Source organism: Roseovarius amoyensis (assembly GCF_003260265.1).
GTDB lineage: Bacteria > Pseudomonadota > Alphaproteobacteria > Rhodobacterales > Rhodobacteraceae > Roseovarius > Roseovarius amoyensis.
The window spans coordinates 28,612-47,191 of sequence record NZ_QITQ01000021.1 but is presented as its reverse complement, the minus strand read 5'-3'; the positions used below and the strand labels follow the sequence as shown (position 1 = coordinate 47,191).

Genomic DNA, 18,580 nt, shown 5'->3' with positions numbered 1-18,580 from the left:
CGCCACATCGTACCGCCACGCCCGATCCGATGCCTTTGATCTTTGGAACGGCTACGCACTCGAGATGACCGCCTGACGGGCGCGGATCAGGCAGCATTCTGCCCGGTGCAAATAAGTTGGCAATGCCGCCGGAGACCTTACGGCGCACAGCATGTTCGCCCGGCAGTGCGCTGGCCGACCTCGCGCGCAGGCAGGGGGGGGGCGTTCAGTGCATCTGGGTCTGGCAATATGCTATTGGAATAAAGGAGAATGTGGGGTATAAAATACACGTATTAATTGAAAACACTGGGGGCGAAGCCATAAATTCAAGGGAACTTGAAGCCGCATCACTTGACGTCTCCATATTTTGAGTCATCTCTCCGGGAGAAAGAGTTTTCAGTGCGCCTTGGGCGCAGTAATTCGTCCGGCGAGCGAAAACGAGCGTTTCATCATCCCTTGGGGCCATCGCAGCATCCGTGCGCAGCGCGGGTCCAGGAAACATTTTTCCCGGTATTCTCGGGATGCGGAAGGAATAGCAGGACAAATGCATAGCACCTCTGCCCTGGTTCTGGTCTCTGAAAAAGATGAGCGATGCGAGATTGCGAAGGCACTCAAGTCCGGCGGCATTACCGTTCAATGCTGTGAATCGATTGCCAAGTTTCGTTCAGATCATGCCGGGTCCGCCTTTGACATATGTGTGATATCGCGCAGGCTGGGCGATGGCGACGGGCTGGACATGGTCCGCGAAATGCGCGCGGACAATGCCTGCCTCGGGTTGGTCGTCGTCGGCCACGAACATGACGAGGTCGATGCGGTGCTGGCGCTTGAAATGGGCGCCGACGATTTTTTTGGTGTTCCGTCGCATAAGCGCGAGCTGAACGCACGAATCAATGCTGTTCTGCGCCGGATGATCAACCCGGTGGGTGGGCGCAATGCAGCCAATGAGAAGTTGCTCAAGATCCACGGGCTGACAATCGACACGGTGGCGCGCCGGGTCATCCGTGAAAACAATAGCGAGGCCGAACTGACGCCGCTGGAATTCGATGTTCTTACGGTGCTGGCGGCGAATGCCAGCAAGGTGATCTCGCGCCCGCAGATCATGCAGGCCGTCTATGGCCGCGACTGGTCGCTCAACCCCCGCGCCGTCGATGGCATCGTCAGCCGTCTGCGCAACAAGCTCTTTTCTGGCGACGAGGGACTCCGCTGCATTCGCACCGTGCACGGACGTGGTTACATGATGCTGGGCGATTACGACGGTTCCAACACCGTGTGACCGGCGCCGCGGGGCAAGGATACAACCCCACGGACAATGGCGGTTTTCCGCCATCTGCACGCCGGTTGACCGTCATGACGCGGAATTGATGGTTTTCCCTGTGGATATCCGCTAGTGTTCTCTGCAATGAGGCCGGTGAACAAGGCCCCAACACGTCCTTCGGGGCACGAAACGTAAAAAAGAGCAGGCAGATGGAAGCAGACCCCCTCGCATTGGCGCAGGTTGCGGATTATTCGCTCTGGGCCCTTTTCGCGCGCGCCACCATCGTGGTGAAACTGGTGATGCTGATCCTGGTGTTGGCATCGTTCTGGGCGTGGTCGATCATCGTACAGAAACTGATAACCTACCGCGAGGCCCGGGCCGAGGCTGCGCGTTTCGACGAACGGTTCTGGTCGGGTGAGCCGCTGGACGAACTCTTTGACGAGATCGGCCCGGACCCGACCGGCAGGTTCGAGCGCGTCTTTGCCGCCGGCATGATGGAATGGCGGCGGTCGCACCGCAATGACGGCGGGATGATCGCCGGTGCCGCGGCCCGGATCGACCGCAGCATGGACGTGGCCGTCGCCAAGGAGGCCGACGCGCTGCAAAGCGGGTTGTCGGTGCTGGCAACGGTCGGATCGACCGCGCCCTTCATCGGGCTGTTCGGCACCGTCTGGGGGATCATGCACGCCTTTATCGGGATCGCCGAGCAGCAGAACACCAACATTGCGGTGGTGGCACCCGGCATTGCCGAGGCGCTGCTGGCCACCGGGCTGGGCCTGCTGGCGGCTATCCCGGCGGTGATCTTCTACAACAAGTTGAGTGGCGATGCAGAGCGTATCGTTGCGGGCTACGAGGCATTCGCCGATGAGTTCTCGACCATCCTCAGCCGGCAACTGGACGGCTGAACGATGGGGGCGGGCGTTCTTCAGAAAAGCGGCGACCAGGGCCGGCGCCGACGTGGGCGCGGCCGGTCGCGGCCGATGGCCGAAATCAACGTCACGCCCTTTGTCGACGTGATGCTGGTGCTCTTGATCATCTTCATGGTGGCGGCGCCGCTGATGACTGTGGGCGTGCCGGTGGAACTGCCCAAGACGGCGGCCAATTCGCTGCCGTCCGAGCAGGAGGAACCGCTGACCGTGACAATCACCGCCGAGGGCACGGTTACGCTGCAGACGACCGAGATCGCGCGCGACGAACTGGTCACGCGCCTGCGCGCCATTGCCGCCGAACGCGACAGCACGCGCATCTTCCTGCGTGCCGACGGGGCGGTGCCCTATGCCCAGGTCATGCAGGTTATGGGCGCGCTCAATCGCGGCGGGTTTTCCAATATCGGGCTGGTGACCGAAGCGGGCGGGCCGACGCTGGACGAAGGCGGCTGACGCGTGGGTGATGAATACCGGTCAGATCATATCCGCGGCCGGACATGCGGGCCTGATCCTCTGGGCGGTGCTGGGTGGTGCGTTCGACACAGACCCGCAGCCTTATGAGGTGACACAGGTTACCGCCATATCCGCCGAAGATTATGCCGCGCTGATCGCCGCCGATCGCGCGCCCGACGCCGTGGCCAATGTCGACACCCCCGACCCGCCAGAGGCCGGCGCGGCGCCGTCGCTGAGTTCCGAGGCCGACACCCCCCCCGAACAAAGCCAGCCACCGGCGACCGAGACAGCCGAACCCGACCCCGTGCCCGAGCCGCCCGAAGCCACGCCGCCCGAGGCCGAGGTCTCCGACGCCCCCCCGGTGCAGCCGTCGCCGCCCGAGGAAACCGCCGTTCTGGTGCCCGAGATTTCCGAACGTCCCCAGCCGCGCCCGGCACCCCGCGTCGCGCCAGAGCCGGTGGCCCGGCCTGAACCTGACGTGCAGATCGACGATGTCGACCGGGTCGAAACCGCCCCCGACGACAGCCCCGAAGTGGTCGAGCAGGACAGCCAGGAAACCGCGCGCGAAGAGGCCGCAACCCGGATCGTGACCGAGGCGGAAAAGGCCGCGGCCGCCGCGCCGGCCTGGTCGCTGCGCCCGCGCACACGCCCGGCCCCCCGGCCGGAGCCCGAGAGCACCGTGACCGCCCAGCAACCGGCGCAAGAGACCACCCCGCAGGTGGATGATGCCGCTGTCGATGATGCCGTCGCCGCCGCCCTGGCCGCCGCCGGGGCTGGGACGGGCGACACCGGCACCCCCGCTGGCCCGCCGCTGACCGCCGGCGAAAAGGACGCGCTGCGCGTGGCCGTGCAACAGTGCTGGAACGTCGGCTCACTGAGTTCCGAGGCGCTGGCCACCACCGTGGTGGTGACGGTTTCCATGTCCGAGGACGGCCGCCCGGAGGCCGACAGCATCCGCATGACCAGCTATTCAGGTGGCAGCGCCGACGCTGCCGACCGGGCCTTTGCAGCCGCGCGCCGGGCGATCATCCGCTGTGGCACGAATGGCTATGATCTGCCGTTCGAGAAGTACGAACAGTGGAGAAACATTGAAATGACATTCAATCCGGAGAGAATGAGGATCAAATGACGCGATATTTTCTGGTTCTCCTTATGGCACTGCTGATGCCGGCGGCGCCGATCCTGGCCCAGGATGGCGGGCCGCTCCGGATCGAGATCACCGAAGGGGTGATCGAACCGTTGCCCTATGCGGTGCCCGATTTCGTGGCCGACAGTGTTTCGGGCCGGGAATACGCCCGTCAGATCACGGCGGTCGTCGCCTCTGACCTCAACGGCACCGGTCTGTTCCGGCAGATCCCGTCGGATGCGCATATCGCCCGCGTCACCAGCTTTTCCAGTCCGATCCAGTTTTCCGACTGGAAGGCAATCAATGCGCAAGCGCTGATAACCGGGGCGGTCAGCGTCGACGATGTCGGCAAACTGGTTGTGCAGTTTCGCCTTTACGACATCTTTGCCGGGCAGGAGATCGGGCAGGGCCTGCAATTCGTCGGCACCCAGGAAGGCTGGCGGCGGATGGCGCACAAGGTGGCCGACCAAGTCTATAGCCGCCTGACCGGCGAAACCCCTTATTTTGACAGCCGCGTTGTCTTTATCTCTGAAACCGGGCCCAAGGATGCACGCCAGAAACGGCTGGCGATTATGGATTATGACGGCGCCAATGTCACCTATCTGACCGACTCGCAGTCGCTGGTGCTGGCGCCGCGGTTTTCGCCCAACGGCGACCGGGTGCTTTATACCAGTTACGAATCCGGCCATCCGCGCATCTATGTTCTCGACGTTGCCAGCGCAGGGCGCCGGGTGCTGGAAACCCGCGAAGGTTCGATGAGCTTTTCACCCCGGTTCGCGCCCGATGGGCGCACGGTGGTCTACAGCCTGACGCAGGGCGGCAACACCGATCTTTTCGCGATGGACATCGCCAGCGGGCGCAGCCAGCGGCTGACCACCTCGCCCGCGATCGAGACTGCCCCCAGCTTTAGCCCCGATGGCCGGCATATCGTTTTCGAAAGCGACCGGTCCGGCACGCCGCAGCTGTATATCATGCCCGCCACCGGCGGCGAGGCGACCCGCATCAGTTTCGGCCAGGGGCGCTATGGCACCCCGGTCTGGTCACCCAGGGGCGACCTGATCGCGTTCACCAAACAGTCGAAGGGGCGCTTTCACATTGGCGTGATGCGCACCGACGGCAGCGAAGAGCGCCTGTTGACCGCCTCGTTTCTGGACGAGGGGCCGACATGGTCGCCCAATGGCCGGGTGATCATGTTTACCCGCGAAACCCAGGGCGCACAGGGTATTTCCGGCCTCTATTCGGTGGATATCACCGGGCGCAACCTGCGCCCTGTGCAGACGCCGACAGGCGCCTCCGACCCGTCCTGGTCACCGTTGCAGGATTGATGCAGTGCGCCAACCCCCGCGTTCCCAACTGGCCGGCGCTGTGATAGAACCCTGTCAGGGACAGGCAACGGACCCGACACGAAACAACAGACCCATTCATGAGGCAATGACATGTCATATCTGAGCAAGGCATTCCTGGTCGCAGCGGCGCTAAGCCTTGCGGCTTGCAGCGGCGCAGGGCGCTTTGACGACACCAGCGCGGGTGCAGCCGGTTACGCGGGCACCGCACAGGACCCTTCATCGCCGCTTTATTTCCAGCAGACGGTGGGCGACAGGGTGTTGTTCACGGTCGATCAGTCCAACCTGACGCGCGAGGCCATGGCCATCCTTGACGGTCAGGCCCAGTGGCTGATGCAGAACGCCGGCTTCAACGTCGTGATCGAAGGCCACGCCGACGAGCAGGGCACGCGCGAATACAACCTCGCCCTTGGCGCCCGCCGCGCCAACGCGGTGCGCGAATACCTGGTCAGCAAGGGCGTCGCGGCCAGCCGGCTGGACACCGTTTCCTACGGCAAGGAACGCCCGCTGGAAATCTGCAGCGAAGAGGCGTGCTATGCCAAGAACCGCCGTGCCGTCACCGTCGTTTCGGCCGGTGGGCTAAGCTAGGCGATGGCCATGCGCCGGGTTCTGATTGCCCTTTGCCTGGCCGGGTTCACCGGTCTGGTGGGTCTGACCGGGGCCGGTTCGGCCCTGGCCCAGGATCGTGACGAGACGCTGGCGGATATCCGCCAGCAACTCTCGGTTCTCTATATCGAGCTGCAGCAGCTCAAGCGCGAGCTCAGCACCACCGGCGGCGTGTCGGGTGTGGCGGTCGGCGGCACGGTCATCGACCGGGTGAACGCCATCGAAAGCGAACTGCAACGCCTGACCGCCAAGACCGAAGAGCTTGAGTTCCGCATCGAGCGGGTCGCGCAGGATGGCGGCAACCGGCTGGGTGACCTGGAATTCCGCCTGTGCGAACTGGAAAGCGGCTGCGATATCTCCAAGCTTGGGCAGGGCACCACGCTGGGCGGCGACGGTGTTGCGGTCTCGGGCGGCGGCCTGGGTGGCACTGGCCTTGGCGGCAGCGTGACGGGCGGCATCGATAACGGTACCGGCAGCGTGCAGATGGCGGTGGGCGAACAGGCCGATTTCGACCTTGCCATGCAGGCGCTGGAGGCGGGCGATCATGCCACGGCGGCCGAGCGTTTCGCGCAGTTCCGCCTTGCCTATCCGGGCAGCCCGCTGGAGGCCGAGGCGGGCCTGAAACGCGGCGAGGCATTGGAGGCATCCGGCCAGATCGCCCCGGCGGCGCGCGCCTATCTTGACACGTTCAGCACCGCGCCGAACGGGCCAAAGGCGCCCGAGGCGCTGTTCCGGCTGGGCCGCGCGCTGGGCCGGTTGGGCCAGACCCAAGAGGCCTGCGTCACGCTGGCCGAGGTCGATGCGCGTTTTCCGGGTGGACAGCCGGCGATGGATGCCCGCGCCGAGATGCAGACGCTCGGCTGTCAATGACGCCGGCCGAGGCCGGCCGCCTGCGCGACGATATCGCCGCGCGGTTCCTGCCCGATCCGCCCGACCCCCTGGGGGTCGCGGTTTCGGGTGGCAGCGATTCCCTGGCCCTGCTGACACTGCTGATCGACTGGCGCGAAGCCGGCGGCCCGGCGCTGTGTGCGGTGACGGTCGATCACGGCTTGCGGCCCGAGGCGGCGGTCGAGGCGGCAGAGGTGGCCCGCTATTGCGCCGCGCGCGACGTGCCCCACACCACGCTGCAATGGCAGGGCTGGGATGGGTGTGGCAACCTGTCGGATCATGCCCGCCGCGCCCGGTATCGGCTGATCGCGGACTGGGCGGGGGATGCGGGCATCGGGTGCGTGGCACTGGGGCACACCATCAACGATCTGGCCGAAACGTTTGTCATGCGGCTGGCGCGTTCGGCAGGCGTGGATGGGCTGGCGGCGATGGCGGCGCGGTGGGAACAGGACGGCATCACCTTTGCCCGCCCCATGCTGGGTATGGGGCGCGAGCAGCTGCGCGAGGTGCTGCGCGCCCGCGGTCTTTCCTGGGCGGACGATCCCACCAATGATGACCCGGCCTATGAACGGGTGCGCGCGCGCCGGGCGCTGGCGGCGCTGGCGCCGTTGGGCATTGACGCGGAAACGCTGGCGGCGGTGGCGGCGAACCTTTCCGACGTGCGTGACGCGCTGGACGTGCAACTTGCCGAGGCGGCAACGCGCATCGCCCGGGTCGAGGCCGGCGATGTTGTCATCGACCGCCCCGCGCTGATGGCGCTGCCGGCCGAAATCGCCCGCCGCCTGCTGCGCGAGGCGCTGATGTGGATCGGCGGTGGCGATTATCCGCCGCGCGGTGCCGCACTGACCCGCGCGCTGGAACAGGTGGGCGCGGGCAAGGGGCTGACATTGCAGGGCTGCCGCCTGATTGCGCGCACCTATACCCTGCGCATCACCCGAGAGGAACGTGCTGTTACCGGGCTTGTCGCCGATCCCGGCGAACTCTGGGATGGCCGCTGGCGGCTGATCGGGCCGGATATGGCGGGCGCGACGGTTTCGGCGCTGGGTGAGGCGGGGCTAAAACACTGCCCCGACCGGCGCGAAACCGGCCTGCCGGCGGCATCATTGCGGGCTTCGCCCGCGGTCTGGCGGGGCGCTGATCTGGTGTCGGCGCCGCTGGCGGGGTTCGAAAACGGCTGGCGGGCCGAGCTATTGCCGCGACCGCGCCATGACTTTCCCGCATTGCTGGTTCATTGAACCCACAGGGATCATCGCTATTTAAGACGGGTAACCCTTGTGATAGAGCAAGGCGAAGTCCCCTCTGTGAAGGAGAATATCCTTGGGAAATGCCCGTAACATTGCCTTTTGGCTGGTGCTGTTCCTGCTGATTCTGGCGCTATTCAATCTGTTCAGCGGCTCCGGCGGCACGCTGCAGAGCACGCAGATCAGCTATACCGAATTCGTCAAGGCGGTTGAGGGCGATACCGTCAGCCGGGTCACGCTGGATGGCGAGATGGTGCGCTTTCGCGGCACTGACGGGCAGGACTACCTGACCATCAAGCCCGAGGACGCAGAGTTAACCAACCTCCTGCTGGAAAACGATGTTCCGCTCACAGCCGAGCCACAGGAACAGTCGGGTTTTCAGACTTTCCTGATGTCGCTCCTGCCCTTCCTGCTGCTGATCGGGGTGTGGATCTATTTCATGAACCGGATGCAGGGCGGCCGTGGTGGCGGCGCGATGGGCTTTGGCAAGTCCAAGGCCAAGATGCTGACCGAAAAGCATGGCCGCGTCACCTTTGACGATGTCGCCGGCATCGACGAGGCCAAGGAAGAGCTCGAAGAGATCGTCGAATTCCTGCGCAACCCGCAGAAATTTTCCCGCTTGGGCGGGAAAATTCCGAAAGGCGCGCTGCTGGTGGGGCCCCCGGGCACCGGTAAGACGCTGCTGGCGCGCGCCATCGCGGGCGAGGCCGGCGTGCCGTTCTTCACCATTTCGGGTTCCGACTTTGTCGAGATGTTCGTGGGCGTCGGCGCCAGCCGCGTACGTGACATGTTCGAACAGGCGAAAAAGAACGCGCCCTGCATCGTCTTTATCGACGAGATCGACGCCGTGGGCCGGCACCGTGGCGCGGGCTATGGCGGCGGCAACGATGAGCGTGAGCAGACGCTCAACCAGTTGCTGGTGGAAATGGACGGCTTCGAGGCCAACGAGGGCGTGATCATCATCGCCGCCACCAACCGCAAGGATGTGCTCGACCCCGCGCTGTTGCGGCCCGGCCGGTTCGACCGCCAGATCACCGTGCCCAACCCCGACATCAAGGGGCGGGAAAAGATCCTTGCCGTGCATGCCCGCAAGACCCCGCTGGGCCCGGATGTCGACCTGCGCATCATCGCGCGCGGCACGCCCGGATTTTCCGGTGCAGACCTTGCCAACCTCGTCAATGAGGCGGCGCTGATGGCGGCGCGCGTGGGGCGGCGGTTTGTCACCATGGAGGATTTCGAAAACGCCAAGGACAAGGTGATGATGGGCGCCGAGCGCCGCTCGATGGTGCTGACCGACGACCAGAAGGAAAAGACCGCCTATCACGAAGCCGGCCACGCCGTTGTCGGGCTGACGCTGCCGAAATGCGACCCGGTCTACAAAGCCACGATCATCCCGCGCGGTGGCGCGCTGGGCATGGTGGTCAGCCTGCCGGAAATCGACCGGTTGAACTGGCACAAGTCGGAATGCGAGCAAAAGCTGGCCATGACGATGGCTGGCAAGGCCGCCGAGATCATCAAGTACGGTCCCGACGATGTGTCGAACGGCCCCGCTGGCGACATCCAGCAGGCCAGTGGCCTGGCGCGTGCGATGGTGCTGCGCTGGGGCATGTCCGACAAAGTGGGCAATGTCGATTACGAACAGGCCCACGAGGGCTATATGGGCAATGCCGCCGGCGGTTTCTCGATCTCGGCCCACACCAAGGAACTGATCGAGGAAGAGGTAAAGCGCCTGATCGACGAGGCCTATGAGCGCGCCCATTCCATCCTGACCGAGCGCAAGGATGACTGGGAACGACTGGCGCAGGGGCTGCTGGAATACGAGACCCTGACCGGCGAGGAGATCGAGCGCGTGATCCGCGGCGAGCCGCCCCATTCGGATGATGACGACGGAGGCTCGCCCGAGAAAGACGAGACGCCGTCGCTGACCGCGGTGCCCAAGACGAAACCGAAATCGTCCCCGGGTACGGGCGATGGCGGGCTGGAGCCAGAACCCACGACGTGACGACGCCGGACCGAAAACCAGACTGGAACCCGGGTGCCTATGCCCGGTTCCACGACATGCGTTTGCGTCCGGGGCTGGACCTGCTGAATGCGGTCAGCCGGATGGGCGCGGGCGATGTCGTCGATCTGGGTTGTGGCAATGGCGCACTCGGCGAGGCGCTGAAGGCGCGCGCCGCCGGTCGTTCGGTGATCGGCGTCGATGCGTCCCCGGCGATGCTGGAAAAGGCCCGGCAGGTCGGCCGGTACGCCAGCCTGCAACAGGCCGATATTCGCGACTGGCACCCATCGCGCGCGCTTGGGCTGATCTTTTCCAATGCCGCGCTGCACTGGGTCGGCGAACACGAAACGCTGATGCCGCGGCTTGCCGGCCTTCTGGGCAAGGGCGGTACGCTGGCGGTGCAGATGCCGCATCAGAACCGCGCGCCATCGCACCGCGTCTGGCTGAGCCTGGCAGAGGAACTGTTCCCCGGTCGGGTCGAAAAGATGGGCACGCCCGGCGTGATGGCGCCAGTCAAGTACGAGGAACTGCTGACCCCGCTGGGTCAGTTCCGGATGTGGGATACCGAGTATTACCAGCGCCTTGTCGCCGAGCCGGGCAGCCACCCGGTGCGCCGTTTCACCGAAAGCACCTATGCTCGCCCGGTGCTGCAGGTGCTGGACGAGGGCGGAAAGGCCGAGATCATCCGCCGCTACGAAGAGGCGATGCACGCCGCCTATCCGGTGCGCAAGGACGGCTCGGTCCTGTTTCCGTTCCGACGGCTCTTTTTCACGCTGACGGTATGACACCGGCCGGGCCGCGCATGACGCCCGATGATATGGTCCTGACCCCGCTGGGGCTGCGGTTTCGCGGTCGTGTCTACCCCTGCACCATTGGTCGTGGCGGGCTGACCGAGCACAAGCGAGAGGGTGACGGTGCAACGCCGATGGGATGTCATCGCATCATCGCGATGCTGTACCGCCCCGACAGGATGGAGCCCCCCGCGCAATGGGCGCGGCCGATCCTGCCGCGTGACCTTTGGTCGGACGATCCGGCCTTGCGGGACTATAACCAGCCGGTCAGGGCGCCTTATCCCGGCTCGCACGAGGCGATGCGCCGGGCCGATCCGCTTTATGATCTGGTGCTGGTGACAGACTGGAACTGGCCTGACGCCACGCCCGGGCGCGGGTCGTGCATCTTTGTGCATCAGTGGCGCAGGCCGGGCTATCCGACAGCCGGGTGCGTGGCGCTCAGGCGGGATCACCTGTACCGCATCGCGCGGGTGCTGACGCCCGGCGCGCGGCTGATCGTGCGCCCTGGCGCGTTTCGCTAAGCGCGGCCCTATTGGGGAAAGCGGCGTGTCGCCTCTGCCCGGCCCAGCACCTTGCCCCCCTTGCGCGCGGTCGCGGTCCAGCGATAGCGGTGCACCTCGCCCGGCGGGCAGGGGCCCTTGTAGCGGAACGCCCCGGCGGGCACGGTGCCGTTTCGCGACATACGGACCTTGCCGCCGCCGTGGTTATAGCGCGGCGCGTCCAGGTCCTTCATCCGGAATTCGACCGAATCGGTGCCTGCCGGCAGGCCGCTCACCGCAAATTTCGGGCTGGCAATTGTTCTGGCCTTGCCGGTGTTGCAGGCCGGCGTGGCACCCCATTGGAAACTGAGTGCGAATTCGGCAGCGGCAGTGGTGGCCGACAGCCCCAACATGGTGAGGGCGATGAAAAGAATGCGCATAACGGGTCCTCCCTGACTGAATGGCATTACGGTCATAATGCCGCCAACCTAGACGGCCCGAGCCTAATCGACCAAGGAAATACCGAAAATCAGAGCGTGCGTTCGCCGAAGATCGCGCTGCCCACGCGCACATGAGTGGCGCCAAAGGTGATGGCCTTTTCAAAGTCGCTGCTCATGCCCATCGACAGTTCGGCCAGCCCGTTGCGCGCCGCGATCTTGGCCAGCAGGGCGAAATGCAGGCTCGCCTCTTCCTCGACGGGGGGGATGCACATCAGGCCGCGCACAGGCAGGTCCATCGCCTTGCATTCGGCGACAAAGCTGTCGGCGTCGGCGGGCAGAATACCGGCCTTCTGCGGCTCTTCTCCGGTGTTGACCTGGATAAACAGGTCGGGGCAGTGCCCCTCTTCCTGCGCCAGCCGGGCGATGGTGTTCGCCAGCTTGGGGCGGTCGACGGAATGGACCGTCTGAAACAGCCCGAAGGCGTGGCGCGCCTTGTTGGTTTGCAGTGGGCCGACCAGGTGCACCTCGACATTCTCGAACCGTTCGCGGAATGCGGGCCATTTTCCGGCCGCCTCCTGCACGCGGTTTTCGCCGAACAGGCGATGACCGGCCTTCAACACCGCCTCGACGCGCTCATTTGGTTGCTGTTTCGAGATCGCCACCAGGCGGACGCTGCCGGGTTCACGGCCGGCGTCGGCCTCGGCCTTGCGAATGCGTGCAACAATGTCTTGCAGGCTCATGTCCTGGTCAGTCCTCTGGTGGCTGGGTCTTGGCGTCTGTCTGCCACAAGCCCCGGGTTCTGTCCAATACCCCGGCCTGCGGCGGTGGGGTTTTGGCCCCTTCTTGCAAGGTGGCGCCGGAGAACGGGTAAATTCCTTGCCCCGCTCTGCGAGCTTGGATAGTAGAGGGGAAACAGCTGCGGACCCTGATGATGATAAAACTCCGTCTGAAAACTGCCGTTCTGGCGCTGGCCTGCCTGGGATTGGTCGCGTCCTGCGGGGGATTCAAGGATCGCAAGCTTCGCGAAGATGCCTGGGTCGTCGAGTCCGGTCCGGAAAAGACCTATGGCGGCGTCGATGACGGGTCGAGCATTTTCGACGTCTTCAAGGATGGCGGCGCCAAGGTGAAGGTGAACCGCTATCTGTGGACGGCGACGCTGGAAACGCTGAACTTCCTGCCGGTGCAAAGCGCCGATCCCTTCACCGGCGTGATCACCACCGGCTATGGCCGGCCGCCGGGTGGTGGGCAGGCGTATCGCGCCACGGTGCTTATCAGCGATCCCGCGCTCGATGCTCGCTCTCTCAACGTTTCGCTGCAAACCCAGCGTGGACCGGTCAACGCCGGCACGCAGCGCGCGGTCGAAAACGCGATCCTGACCCGTGCCCGCCAGTTGCGGGTGCAGGCCGGCAAATACTAGGCCCGCGCACTGGCCTCAGCCGCCGCCAGCAAGGCGGTTGACCCAGTCCAGTTGACGCGGCAGGCAGATCGTCTGCAGATCGTAGTTTTCGACCATGTGCCGCCGCGCCGCCGACCCGAGCGCGCGGCGCTGATCGGAATCATCCAACAGCTCGCAGACCCGTCCAACCAGCGCGTCACCGTCGAAGAAATCCACCAGCCGCCCGGTCTCGCCGTCGCGAATCACCTCGCGCACGGGTGCTGTGTCGCTGGCGATGATGGCGGCCTCGCAGCTCATCGCCTCCATCAGGCTCCAGCTCAGGACAAAGGGGTAGGTCAGATAGACGTGTACGCGGCTGACCTGCGTCAGGCGCAGGAAGGCATCGTATGGAATGCGCCCCAGGAAATGCACGCGCGCCCAGTCGGCATCGGGGATTTGCGGGCGGACCTCGTCGATGAAGATCTGTTTCCACGTCTGCCCCTTGGGCGGGGGGGTGCCATAGCTGACCTCGTCACCGCCAAGGATGACCACCTGCGCCGCCGGCCGTTCGCGCAAGAGCCTCGGCAGCGCCCGCATGAAGACGTGATAGCCGCGATAGGGTTCGAGGTTGCGGTTGACGAAGGTGATGACCTCGTCACCTTGATCCAGTGTCGGGGCGCCTGCGTGTTCGAACCGGGCGTCGGGGTCGGGGCGGGCCAGCGCGGTGTCGATGCCGTCATGGGAAACGGTGATCTTGTCGCGGAACTCTGCCGGAAAGGTGTCGGCCTGGTACTGCGTCGGGCTGATCCCGGCATCCGCAAGCGGGAAGTGGATGTGGTTGTTGAGGTTCTTCATCCGGATGCGCAGCGGTTGCGTATCCGGGTCCACGGCGGGGAATTCGGGGTCAAAGCTCATATGCGGGAATTCGGCTAGGTGATAGAGTTCGCAGTAAAGCCCCAGCTTTGCCTCGGGCCAGACATCGCGCAGGAACATCGATTCGCCCCAACCGGGATGGGCGAGGATGATATCGGGGGTGAACCCAAGCTCGGCCAGCTTGCGCGCGGCCAGAAAACAGGCGTGGCCGCGCGTCACCTTGCTGTCGAGATCGACAAGCCAGGGGTGCAATTGCTGGCCGGCGCGCTTGGGCAGGGCATAGGGCAGCATACGCACCCCCTGCCATGTGCCCGGCTTCTTTACCCGCAGCGTCAGCGCGACGCAGCGATGGCCCATCTGGGCCAGCCGGGGGGCGAGGTGTTTGTACTGGCCGGGAAAGTTCTGATGGATAAAAAGAATGTTCATGCCCGCATCGCCCCTGTCGGTTTTCACCGTTTATAGGCAGCCGCGCCCGCCCTGCAAAGCCATGCAAAGGGGCTTTCCGGGCTGGACCCGCGCCGCCGCTGCGCCTATCACCGCACATAACCGAAAACCTGAAGGAAATGCCTGCCAATGTCGCGCTACCAAGCTGCCGATATCGAAGCGAAATGGCAAAAGGCCTGGGACGAGGCGCAAGTCTTTCGCGCCGAACGGTCCGGGGACCGGCCCAAGTATTATGTGCTCGAGATGTTTCCCTATCCGTCGGGGCGCATCCACATGGGCCATGTGCGCAACTACACCATGGGCGACGTGATCGCGCGGCACAAGCTGGCCACTGGCCACAATGTGCTGCACCCGATGGGGTGGGACGCGTTCGGCATGCCGGCCGAAAACGCGGCGATGGCCAGCGGCGGCCACCCCAAGGATTGGACTTACAGCAACATCGCCGACATGCGCGGACAGATGAAGCCGCTGGGCCTGTCGATCGACTGGAGCCGCGAATTCGCCACCTGCGACCCGGAATATTACGGCCAGCAACAGGCGCTGTTCCTCGACTTCCTTGAAAAGGGGCTGGTCTACCGCAAAGAGGCGGTGGTCAACTGGGACCCGGTCGACATGACCGTGCTGGCCAACGAACAGGTGATCGATGGCAAGGGCTGGCGGTCTGGCGCCGAGGTCGAGCGTCGCGAACTGACACAGTGGTTCTTCAAGATCAGCGATTTCTCGGAAGATCTGCTCGACTCGCTGGATACGCTCGACAGTTGGCCGGCCAAGGTCAAGCTGATGCAGGCCAACTGGATCGGCAAGTCGCGCGGCCTGCAGTTTGCCTTCGAGCGCACGGATGGCGGCGAGATCGAAGTTTACACCACCCGGCCCGACACGCTGATGGGGGCGAGCTTTGTCGGCATTTCGCCCGATCACCCGCTGGCCAAGGAACTGGCCGAGAAGAACCCCGACGTAGCGGCCTTTCGCGCGCAATGCGCCAAGGGCGGCACCACTGAAGAGGCTCTGGAAAAGGCCGAAAAGCTGGGCTTTGACACCGGGCTGAAGGTGCGCCACCCGCTTGACCCCAACTGGGAATTGCCGGTCTGGATCGCCAATTTCATCCTGATGGATTACGGCACCGGCGCGATCTTCGGCTGCCCGGCGCACGACCAGCGCGACCTGGATTTCTGCCGCAAGTATGACCTGCCAGTCAAGGTCGTGTACAAACCAGAGAATGCGGAAGTTGTCTCGCTAAACGAGGTCAATGGGATCGCCGCTGCAGTAGATGATATTTGGAAGTCTTCAGCTTATGCTGTCGAGGAAAGAGAAGACGGACCGGATATTGAGCGAGTTTGCGTTGATTACTGTGCCTATGTGGAAAAAATCAGGTTCTCTGATGAAACTGCCAATAGCAGCAGTCCGGCTGCTACCAAGTGGCTTCTTGATCGGAGGTTTGACTATGTCGTGGATGGGTCTGGCCTGTTCAGGAGCATGTCCGCCGAGGAGGCTTTCAATTTAATCTCGGATAATATTGAAGAGCTAGGTGTCGGGCAACGGGTTACGAATTACCGCCTGCGCGACTGGGGGCTTTCGCGTCAGCGTTACTGGGGCTGCCCGATCCCGGTGGTGCATTGCGATGCCTGCGGCGTGGTGCCCGAACGCAAGGAAAACCTGCCCATCCGGTTGCCAGATGACGTCAGCTTTGACCTGCCCGGCAACCCGCTGGACCGGCACCCGACCTGGCGCAACTGCGAATGCCCCAAATGCGGTAAGCCGGCGCAGCGCGAGACCGACACGATGGATACCTTTGTCGATTCGTCGTGGTATTTCGCGCGCTTCACCGCGCCGCGTTCTGATACGCCCACCGTTCTGGCCGAGGCCGAATACTGGATGAACGTCGACCAGTATATCGGCGGCATCGAACACGCGATCCTGCACCTGCTCTATTCGCGCTTTTTCGCCCGGGCGATGCATATCTGCGGCCACCTGCCCGAAAAGTGCCGAGAGCCGTTTGATGCGCTGTTCACCCAGGGCATGGTGACGCACGCCATCTATGTCACCCGCGACGAAAATGACCGCCCGGTCTATCACTTTCCCGAAGATATCGAGGTGCATGAAAGCGGTGCCCGGCTGGGCGCCACGGGCGAAGAGGTCGACGTCATTCCCTCGGCCAAGATGTCGAAGTCGAAAAACAACGTCGTCGATCCCACCACCATCATCGCGCAATACGGGGCCGACACGGCGCGCTGGTTCGTGCTGTCCGACAGCCCGCCTGAACGCGACGTGGAATGGACCGCTGCCGGGGCCGAAGCCGCCTTCAAGCATCTGACAAGGGTTCACCGGCTGGTGTGCGAGATCGCCGACAGCTCTGACGCGGGCACGCCCGAGGCCGACGAGGCACTGTTGCGTGAGATGCACAAGACCGTGCATGAGGTCTCTGGCGGGGTCGAAAGCTTTGGCTTCAACTCGGCGATTGCCAAGCTCTATGCCTTTACCAACACGCTGGCCAAATCGCAGGCAGGCGCGGCGGCGAAACGGCAGGCGGCCACCGCGCTGGTGCAACTGATGGCGCCGATGACGCCGCACTTGTCCGAGGAACTCTGGTTGCGGCTGGGGCACGAGGGGCTGGTTGCCACCGCGCCTTGGCCCGTTGCCGACGAGGCGATGCTGGTCGAGGACACGATCACCCTGCCGGTGCAGGTGAACGGCAAGCGGCGCGGCGAAATCAGCGTTCCGCGCGACATGGACAAGGCAGAGGTTGAAAAAACCGCGCTGGCGAACGATGCTGTGAAAAGGTCGCTGGACGGGGCCCAGCCCAAAAAGGTCATCGTCGTCCCGGGTCGGATCGTAAATGTCGTGGTATAACCGCCGTCTTTTCCTGATTTCCGCCGCGGCGCTGGCTGGCTGCGGCTTTACGCCCGCCTTTGCCCCCGGCGGCGCGGCGACAAGGCTGCAGGGGCGCGTGCTGGTCGATGAACCCGACAGCCGCCCTGGCTATCTGCTGACCCGCCGGTTCGAGGAACGTCTTGGCCGTGCCAACCCGGCGGAATACGGGCTGTCCTATTCCATCGGGCTGACGGACTCTGCGATCGCGGTGTCATCCACCAACGTGATCACCCGCTACAACAAGATCGGTACGGTCACCTGGGCGCTGCGCGACCTGGAAACCGACAAGGTGCTGACCTCGGGCAAGGCGGAAAGCTTTACCAGCTATTCGGCCTCGGGCACGACCGTGGCCAGCCAGGCGGCCGAACGCGATGCCGAGACGCGGCTGATGGCGATCCTGACCGACCAGATCATCACCCGGCTGATCGCGGACGCCGAAAAACTGCCGACATGAAGCTGACGCCGCGCGATGCGCCGGCCTATTTTGCCCGGCCCGATCCAGCGCGCGCGGGGCTGTTGATCTATGGCGCCGATGCGATGCGCGTGGCGCTGCGCCGCCAGCAGGTGATCGCGGCACTGGTCGGCCCCGACGGCGAAAAGGAAATGCGCCTTACCCGGATCGCCGCCGCCGACCTGGCCAAGGACCCTGCCACGCTGGCGGACGCTATGCGCGCGCAAGGCTTCTTTCCCGGGCCCCGGGTGGCCTTTGTCGAGGATGCCAATGACCGCGTGGCCGAGGCCGTGACGGCGGCGCTGGCCGACTGGCGCGAGGGGGACGCGCAGATCGTGGTGACCGCCGGTGCGCTGAAACCCGCATCGAAGCTGCGCAAGCTGTTCGAGGGGCACAAGAACGCCTATGCCGCCGCGATCTATGACGATCCGCCCTCCAAGGCCGAGATCGAGACAGCCCTGCGCCAGGCCGGCCTGCAGAACGCCGACGGCGATGCGATGCGCGACCTGATGGCGCTGGCGCGAGCGCTTGATCCCGGCGATTTCCGCCAGACGGTGGAAAAGATCGGCCTTTACAAGATGGGCGATTCCACGCAGCTGACGCCTGCGGATATTGCTGCCTGCGCGCCGGTTTCGGTCGAGGCTGACCTTGATGACATCCTCCGGATCGTGGCCGAGGCCCGCGCGTCCGAAATCGGCCCGGTGATGAGCCGCCTGCGCGCGCAAGGCGTTCAGCCGGTTGGCCTGTGCATTGCCGCCACCCGCCATTTCCGCGCGCTTTACACCGTCGCGTCTGACCCGCGCGGACCCTCACAAGGCATCGCCCGGCTGCGCCCGCCGGTGTTCGGCCCGCGGCGCGACAGCATGCAGCGCCAGGCCCAGGCCTGGGGCGCGGCCCGGCTGGAGGCCGCCGTGACCCTGCTGACCGACACCGACCTTGCGCTGCGATCCGCCGGGCGCACCGCCCCGGCGATGGCGCTGGTTGAACGCGCGCTGATCCGGCTGGCGATGATGCGAGGGGCATAAGCGGCCCGGTCGGCCTGA

At 64.8% G+C, this 18,580-nt stretch carries 18 protein-coding genes and 1 pseudogene; 16 read left to right on the top strand and 3 right to left on the bottom strand.

Translation table 11 applies throughout. The features are described from left to right. The 12 genes and pseudogenes from DL899_RS20250 to DL899_RS15275 form a co-directional block, all read left to right on the top strand. Positions 1-76: pseudogene (locus DL899_RS20250) on the top strand (IS6 family transposase); the annotation flags it as partial. Positions 77-385: 309 nt separating this feature from the next. Continuing rightward, complete coding sequence (locus DL899_RS15325) at positions 386-1,252, top strand: response regulator transcription factor (RefSeq protein WP_162685604.1); 867 nt, start codon at positions 386-388, stop codon at positions 1,250-1,252. 191 nt (positions 1,253-1,443) lie between these two features. Continuing rightward, positions 1,444-2,139 carry a protein TolQ gene (gene tolQ / locus DL899_RS15320; protein ID WP_111735235.1) on the top strand — a complete coding sequence of 232 codons (696 nt, stop codon included), beginning with the start codon at positions 1,444-1,446 and terminating at the stop codon, positions 2,137-2,139. A gap of 3 nt (positions 2,140-2,142) precedes the next feature. Further along, entirely contained in the window at positions 2,143-2,613 is a 471-nt protein-coding gene (gene tolR / locus DL899_RS15315) for a protein TolR (protein WP_111735234.1), read from the top strand. Between the two features lie 10 nt (positions 2,614-2,623). Further along, complete coding sequence (locus tag DL899_RS15310; RefSeq protein WP_111735233.1) at positions 2,624-3,742, top strand: energy transducer TonB; 1,119 nt, start codon at positions 2,624-2,626, stop codon at positions 3,740-3,742. Further along, positions 3,739-5,064, top strand: a complete 1,326-nt coding sequence (gene tolB, locus DL899_RS15305; protein WP_111735232.1) for a Tol-Pal system beta propeller repeat protein TolB — start codon at positions 3,739-3,741, stop codon at positions 5,062-5,064. The genes DL899_RS15310 and tolB overlap by 4 nt, the downstream gene beginning before the upstream one ends. A 111-nt stretch (positions 5,065-5,175) precedes the next feature. After that, on the top strand, positions 5,176-5,670 hold the full coding sequence (gene pal, locus DL899_RS15300; protein WP_111735231.1) for a peptidoglycan-associated lipoprotein Pal: 495 nt from the start codon (positions 5,176-5,178) through the stop codon (positions 5,668-5,670). A 9-nt stretch (positions 5,671-5,679) separates the two neighbouring features. After that, positions 5,680-6,558, top strand: coding sequence for a tol-pal system protein YbgF (ybgF, locus tag DL899_RS15295; protein WP_111735245.1), 879 nt, complete (start codon positions 5,680-5,682; stop codon positions 6,556-6,558). Then, positions 6,555-7,811, top strand: a complete 1,257-nt coding sequence (gene tilS / locus DL899_RS15290; protein WP_111735230.1) for a tRNA lysidine(34) synthetase TilS — start codon at positions 6,555-6,557, stop codon at positions 7,809-7,811. Before ybgF ends, tilS begins: the two co-directional genes overlap by 4 nt. Before the next feature lie 82 nt (positions 7,812-7,893). Next, positions 7,894-9,819, top strand: a complete 1,926-nt coding sequence (gene ftsH / locus DL899_RS15285) for an ATP-dependent zinc metalloprotease FtsH (protein ID WP_111735229.1) — start codon at positions 7,894-7,896, stop codon at positions 9,817-9,819. 56 nt (positions 9,820-9,875) lie between these two features. Then, on the top strand, positions 9,876-10,601 hold the full coding sequence (locus tag DL899_RS15280; protein WP_111735228.1) for a methyltransferase domain-containing protein: 726 nt from the start codon (positions 9,876-9,878) through the stop codon (positions 10,599-10,601). 17 nt (positions 10,602-10,618) lie between these two features. Continuing rightward, positions 10,619-11,128 carry a L,D-transpeptidase family protein gene (locus tag DL899_RS15275; RefSeq protein ID WP_204355323.1) on the top strand — a complete coding sequence of 170 codons (510 nt, stop codon included), beginning with the start codon at positions 10,619-10,621 and terminating at the stop codon, positions 11,126-11,128. A gap of 8 nt (positions 11,129-11,136) precedes the next feature. Here DL899_RS15275 and DL899_RS15270 read toward each other — a convergent pair whose 3' ends face one another. Continuing rightward, positions 11,137-11,526 (bottom strand): YbhB/YbcL family Raf kinase inhibitor-like protein, encoded by a 390-nt coding sequence (locus DL899_RS15270; protein WP_204355322.1) that lies wholly within the window; start codon positions 11,524-11,526, stop codon positions 11,137-11,139. Positions 11,527-11,615: 89 nt separating this feature from the next. Next, the gene (locus DL899_RS15265) at positions 11,616-12,266 is read right to left on the bottom strand and encodes a YggS family pyridoxal phosphate-dependent enzyme (protein ID WP_111735227.1); all 651 of its coding nucleotides are present in this window, start codon (positions 12,264-12,266) and stop codon (positions 11,616-11,618) included. 191 nt (positions 12,267-12,457) lie between these two features. Between DL899_RS15265 and DL899_RS15260 the strand changes: the two genes are divergently transcribed. Then, complete coding sequence (locus tag DL899_RS15260) at positions 12,458-12,943, top strand: DUF3576 domain-containing protein (protein WP_420820990.1); 486 nt, start codon at positions 12,458-12,460, stop codon at positions 12,941-12,943. 15 nt (positions 12,944-12,958) lie between these two features. On the opposite strand, the gene DL899_RS15255 is transcribed toward DL899_RS15260, so the two are convergent. Then, positions 12,959-14,200, bottom strand: a complete 1,242-nt coding sequence (locus DL899_RS15255; RefSeq protein ID WP_111735242.1) for a glycosyltransferase family 4 protein — start codon at positions 14,198-14,200, stop codon at positions 12,959-12,961. A 147-nt stretch (positions 14,201-14,347) separates the two neighbouring features. On the opposite strand from DL899_RS15255, the gene DL899_RS15250 reads away from it, so the two are divergent. From DL899_RS15250 to holA, 3 genes are read left to right on the top strand one after another with little or no spacing between them, the layout of a single operon-like run. Beyond that, positions 14,348-17,065, top strand: coding sequence for a leucine--tRNA ligase (locus DL899_RS15250; RefSeq protein ID WP_111735225.1), 2,718 nt, complete (start codon positions 14,348-14,350; stop codon positions 17,063-17,065). Further along, on the top strand, positions 17,052-17,540 hold the full coding sequence (lptE, locus tag DL899_RS15245) for an LPS assembly lipoprotein LptE (protein WP_111735224.1): 489 nt from the start codon (positions 17,052-17,054) through the stop codon (positions 17,538-17,540). The genes DL899_RS15250 and lptE overlap by 14 nt, the downstream gene beginning before the upstream one ends. Continuing rightward, complete coding sequence (gene holA / locus DL899_RS15240; RefSeq protein ID WP_111735223.1) at positions 17,537-18,562, top strand: DNA polymerase III subunit delta; 1,026 nt, start codon at positions 17,537-17,539, stop codon at positions 18,560-18,562. Before lptE ends, holA begins: the two co-directional genes overlap by 4 nt. Positions 18,563-18,580 lie beyond the last annotated feature (18 nt).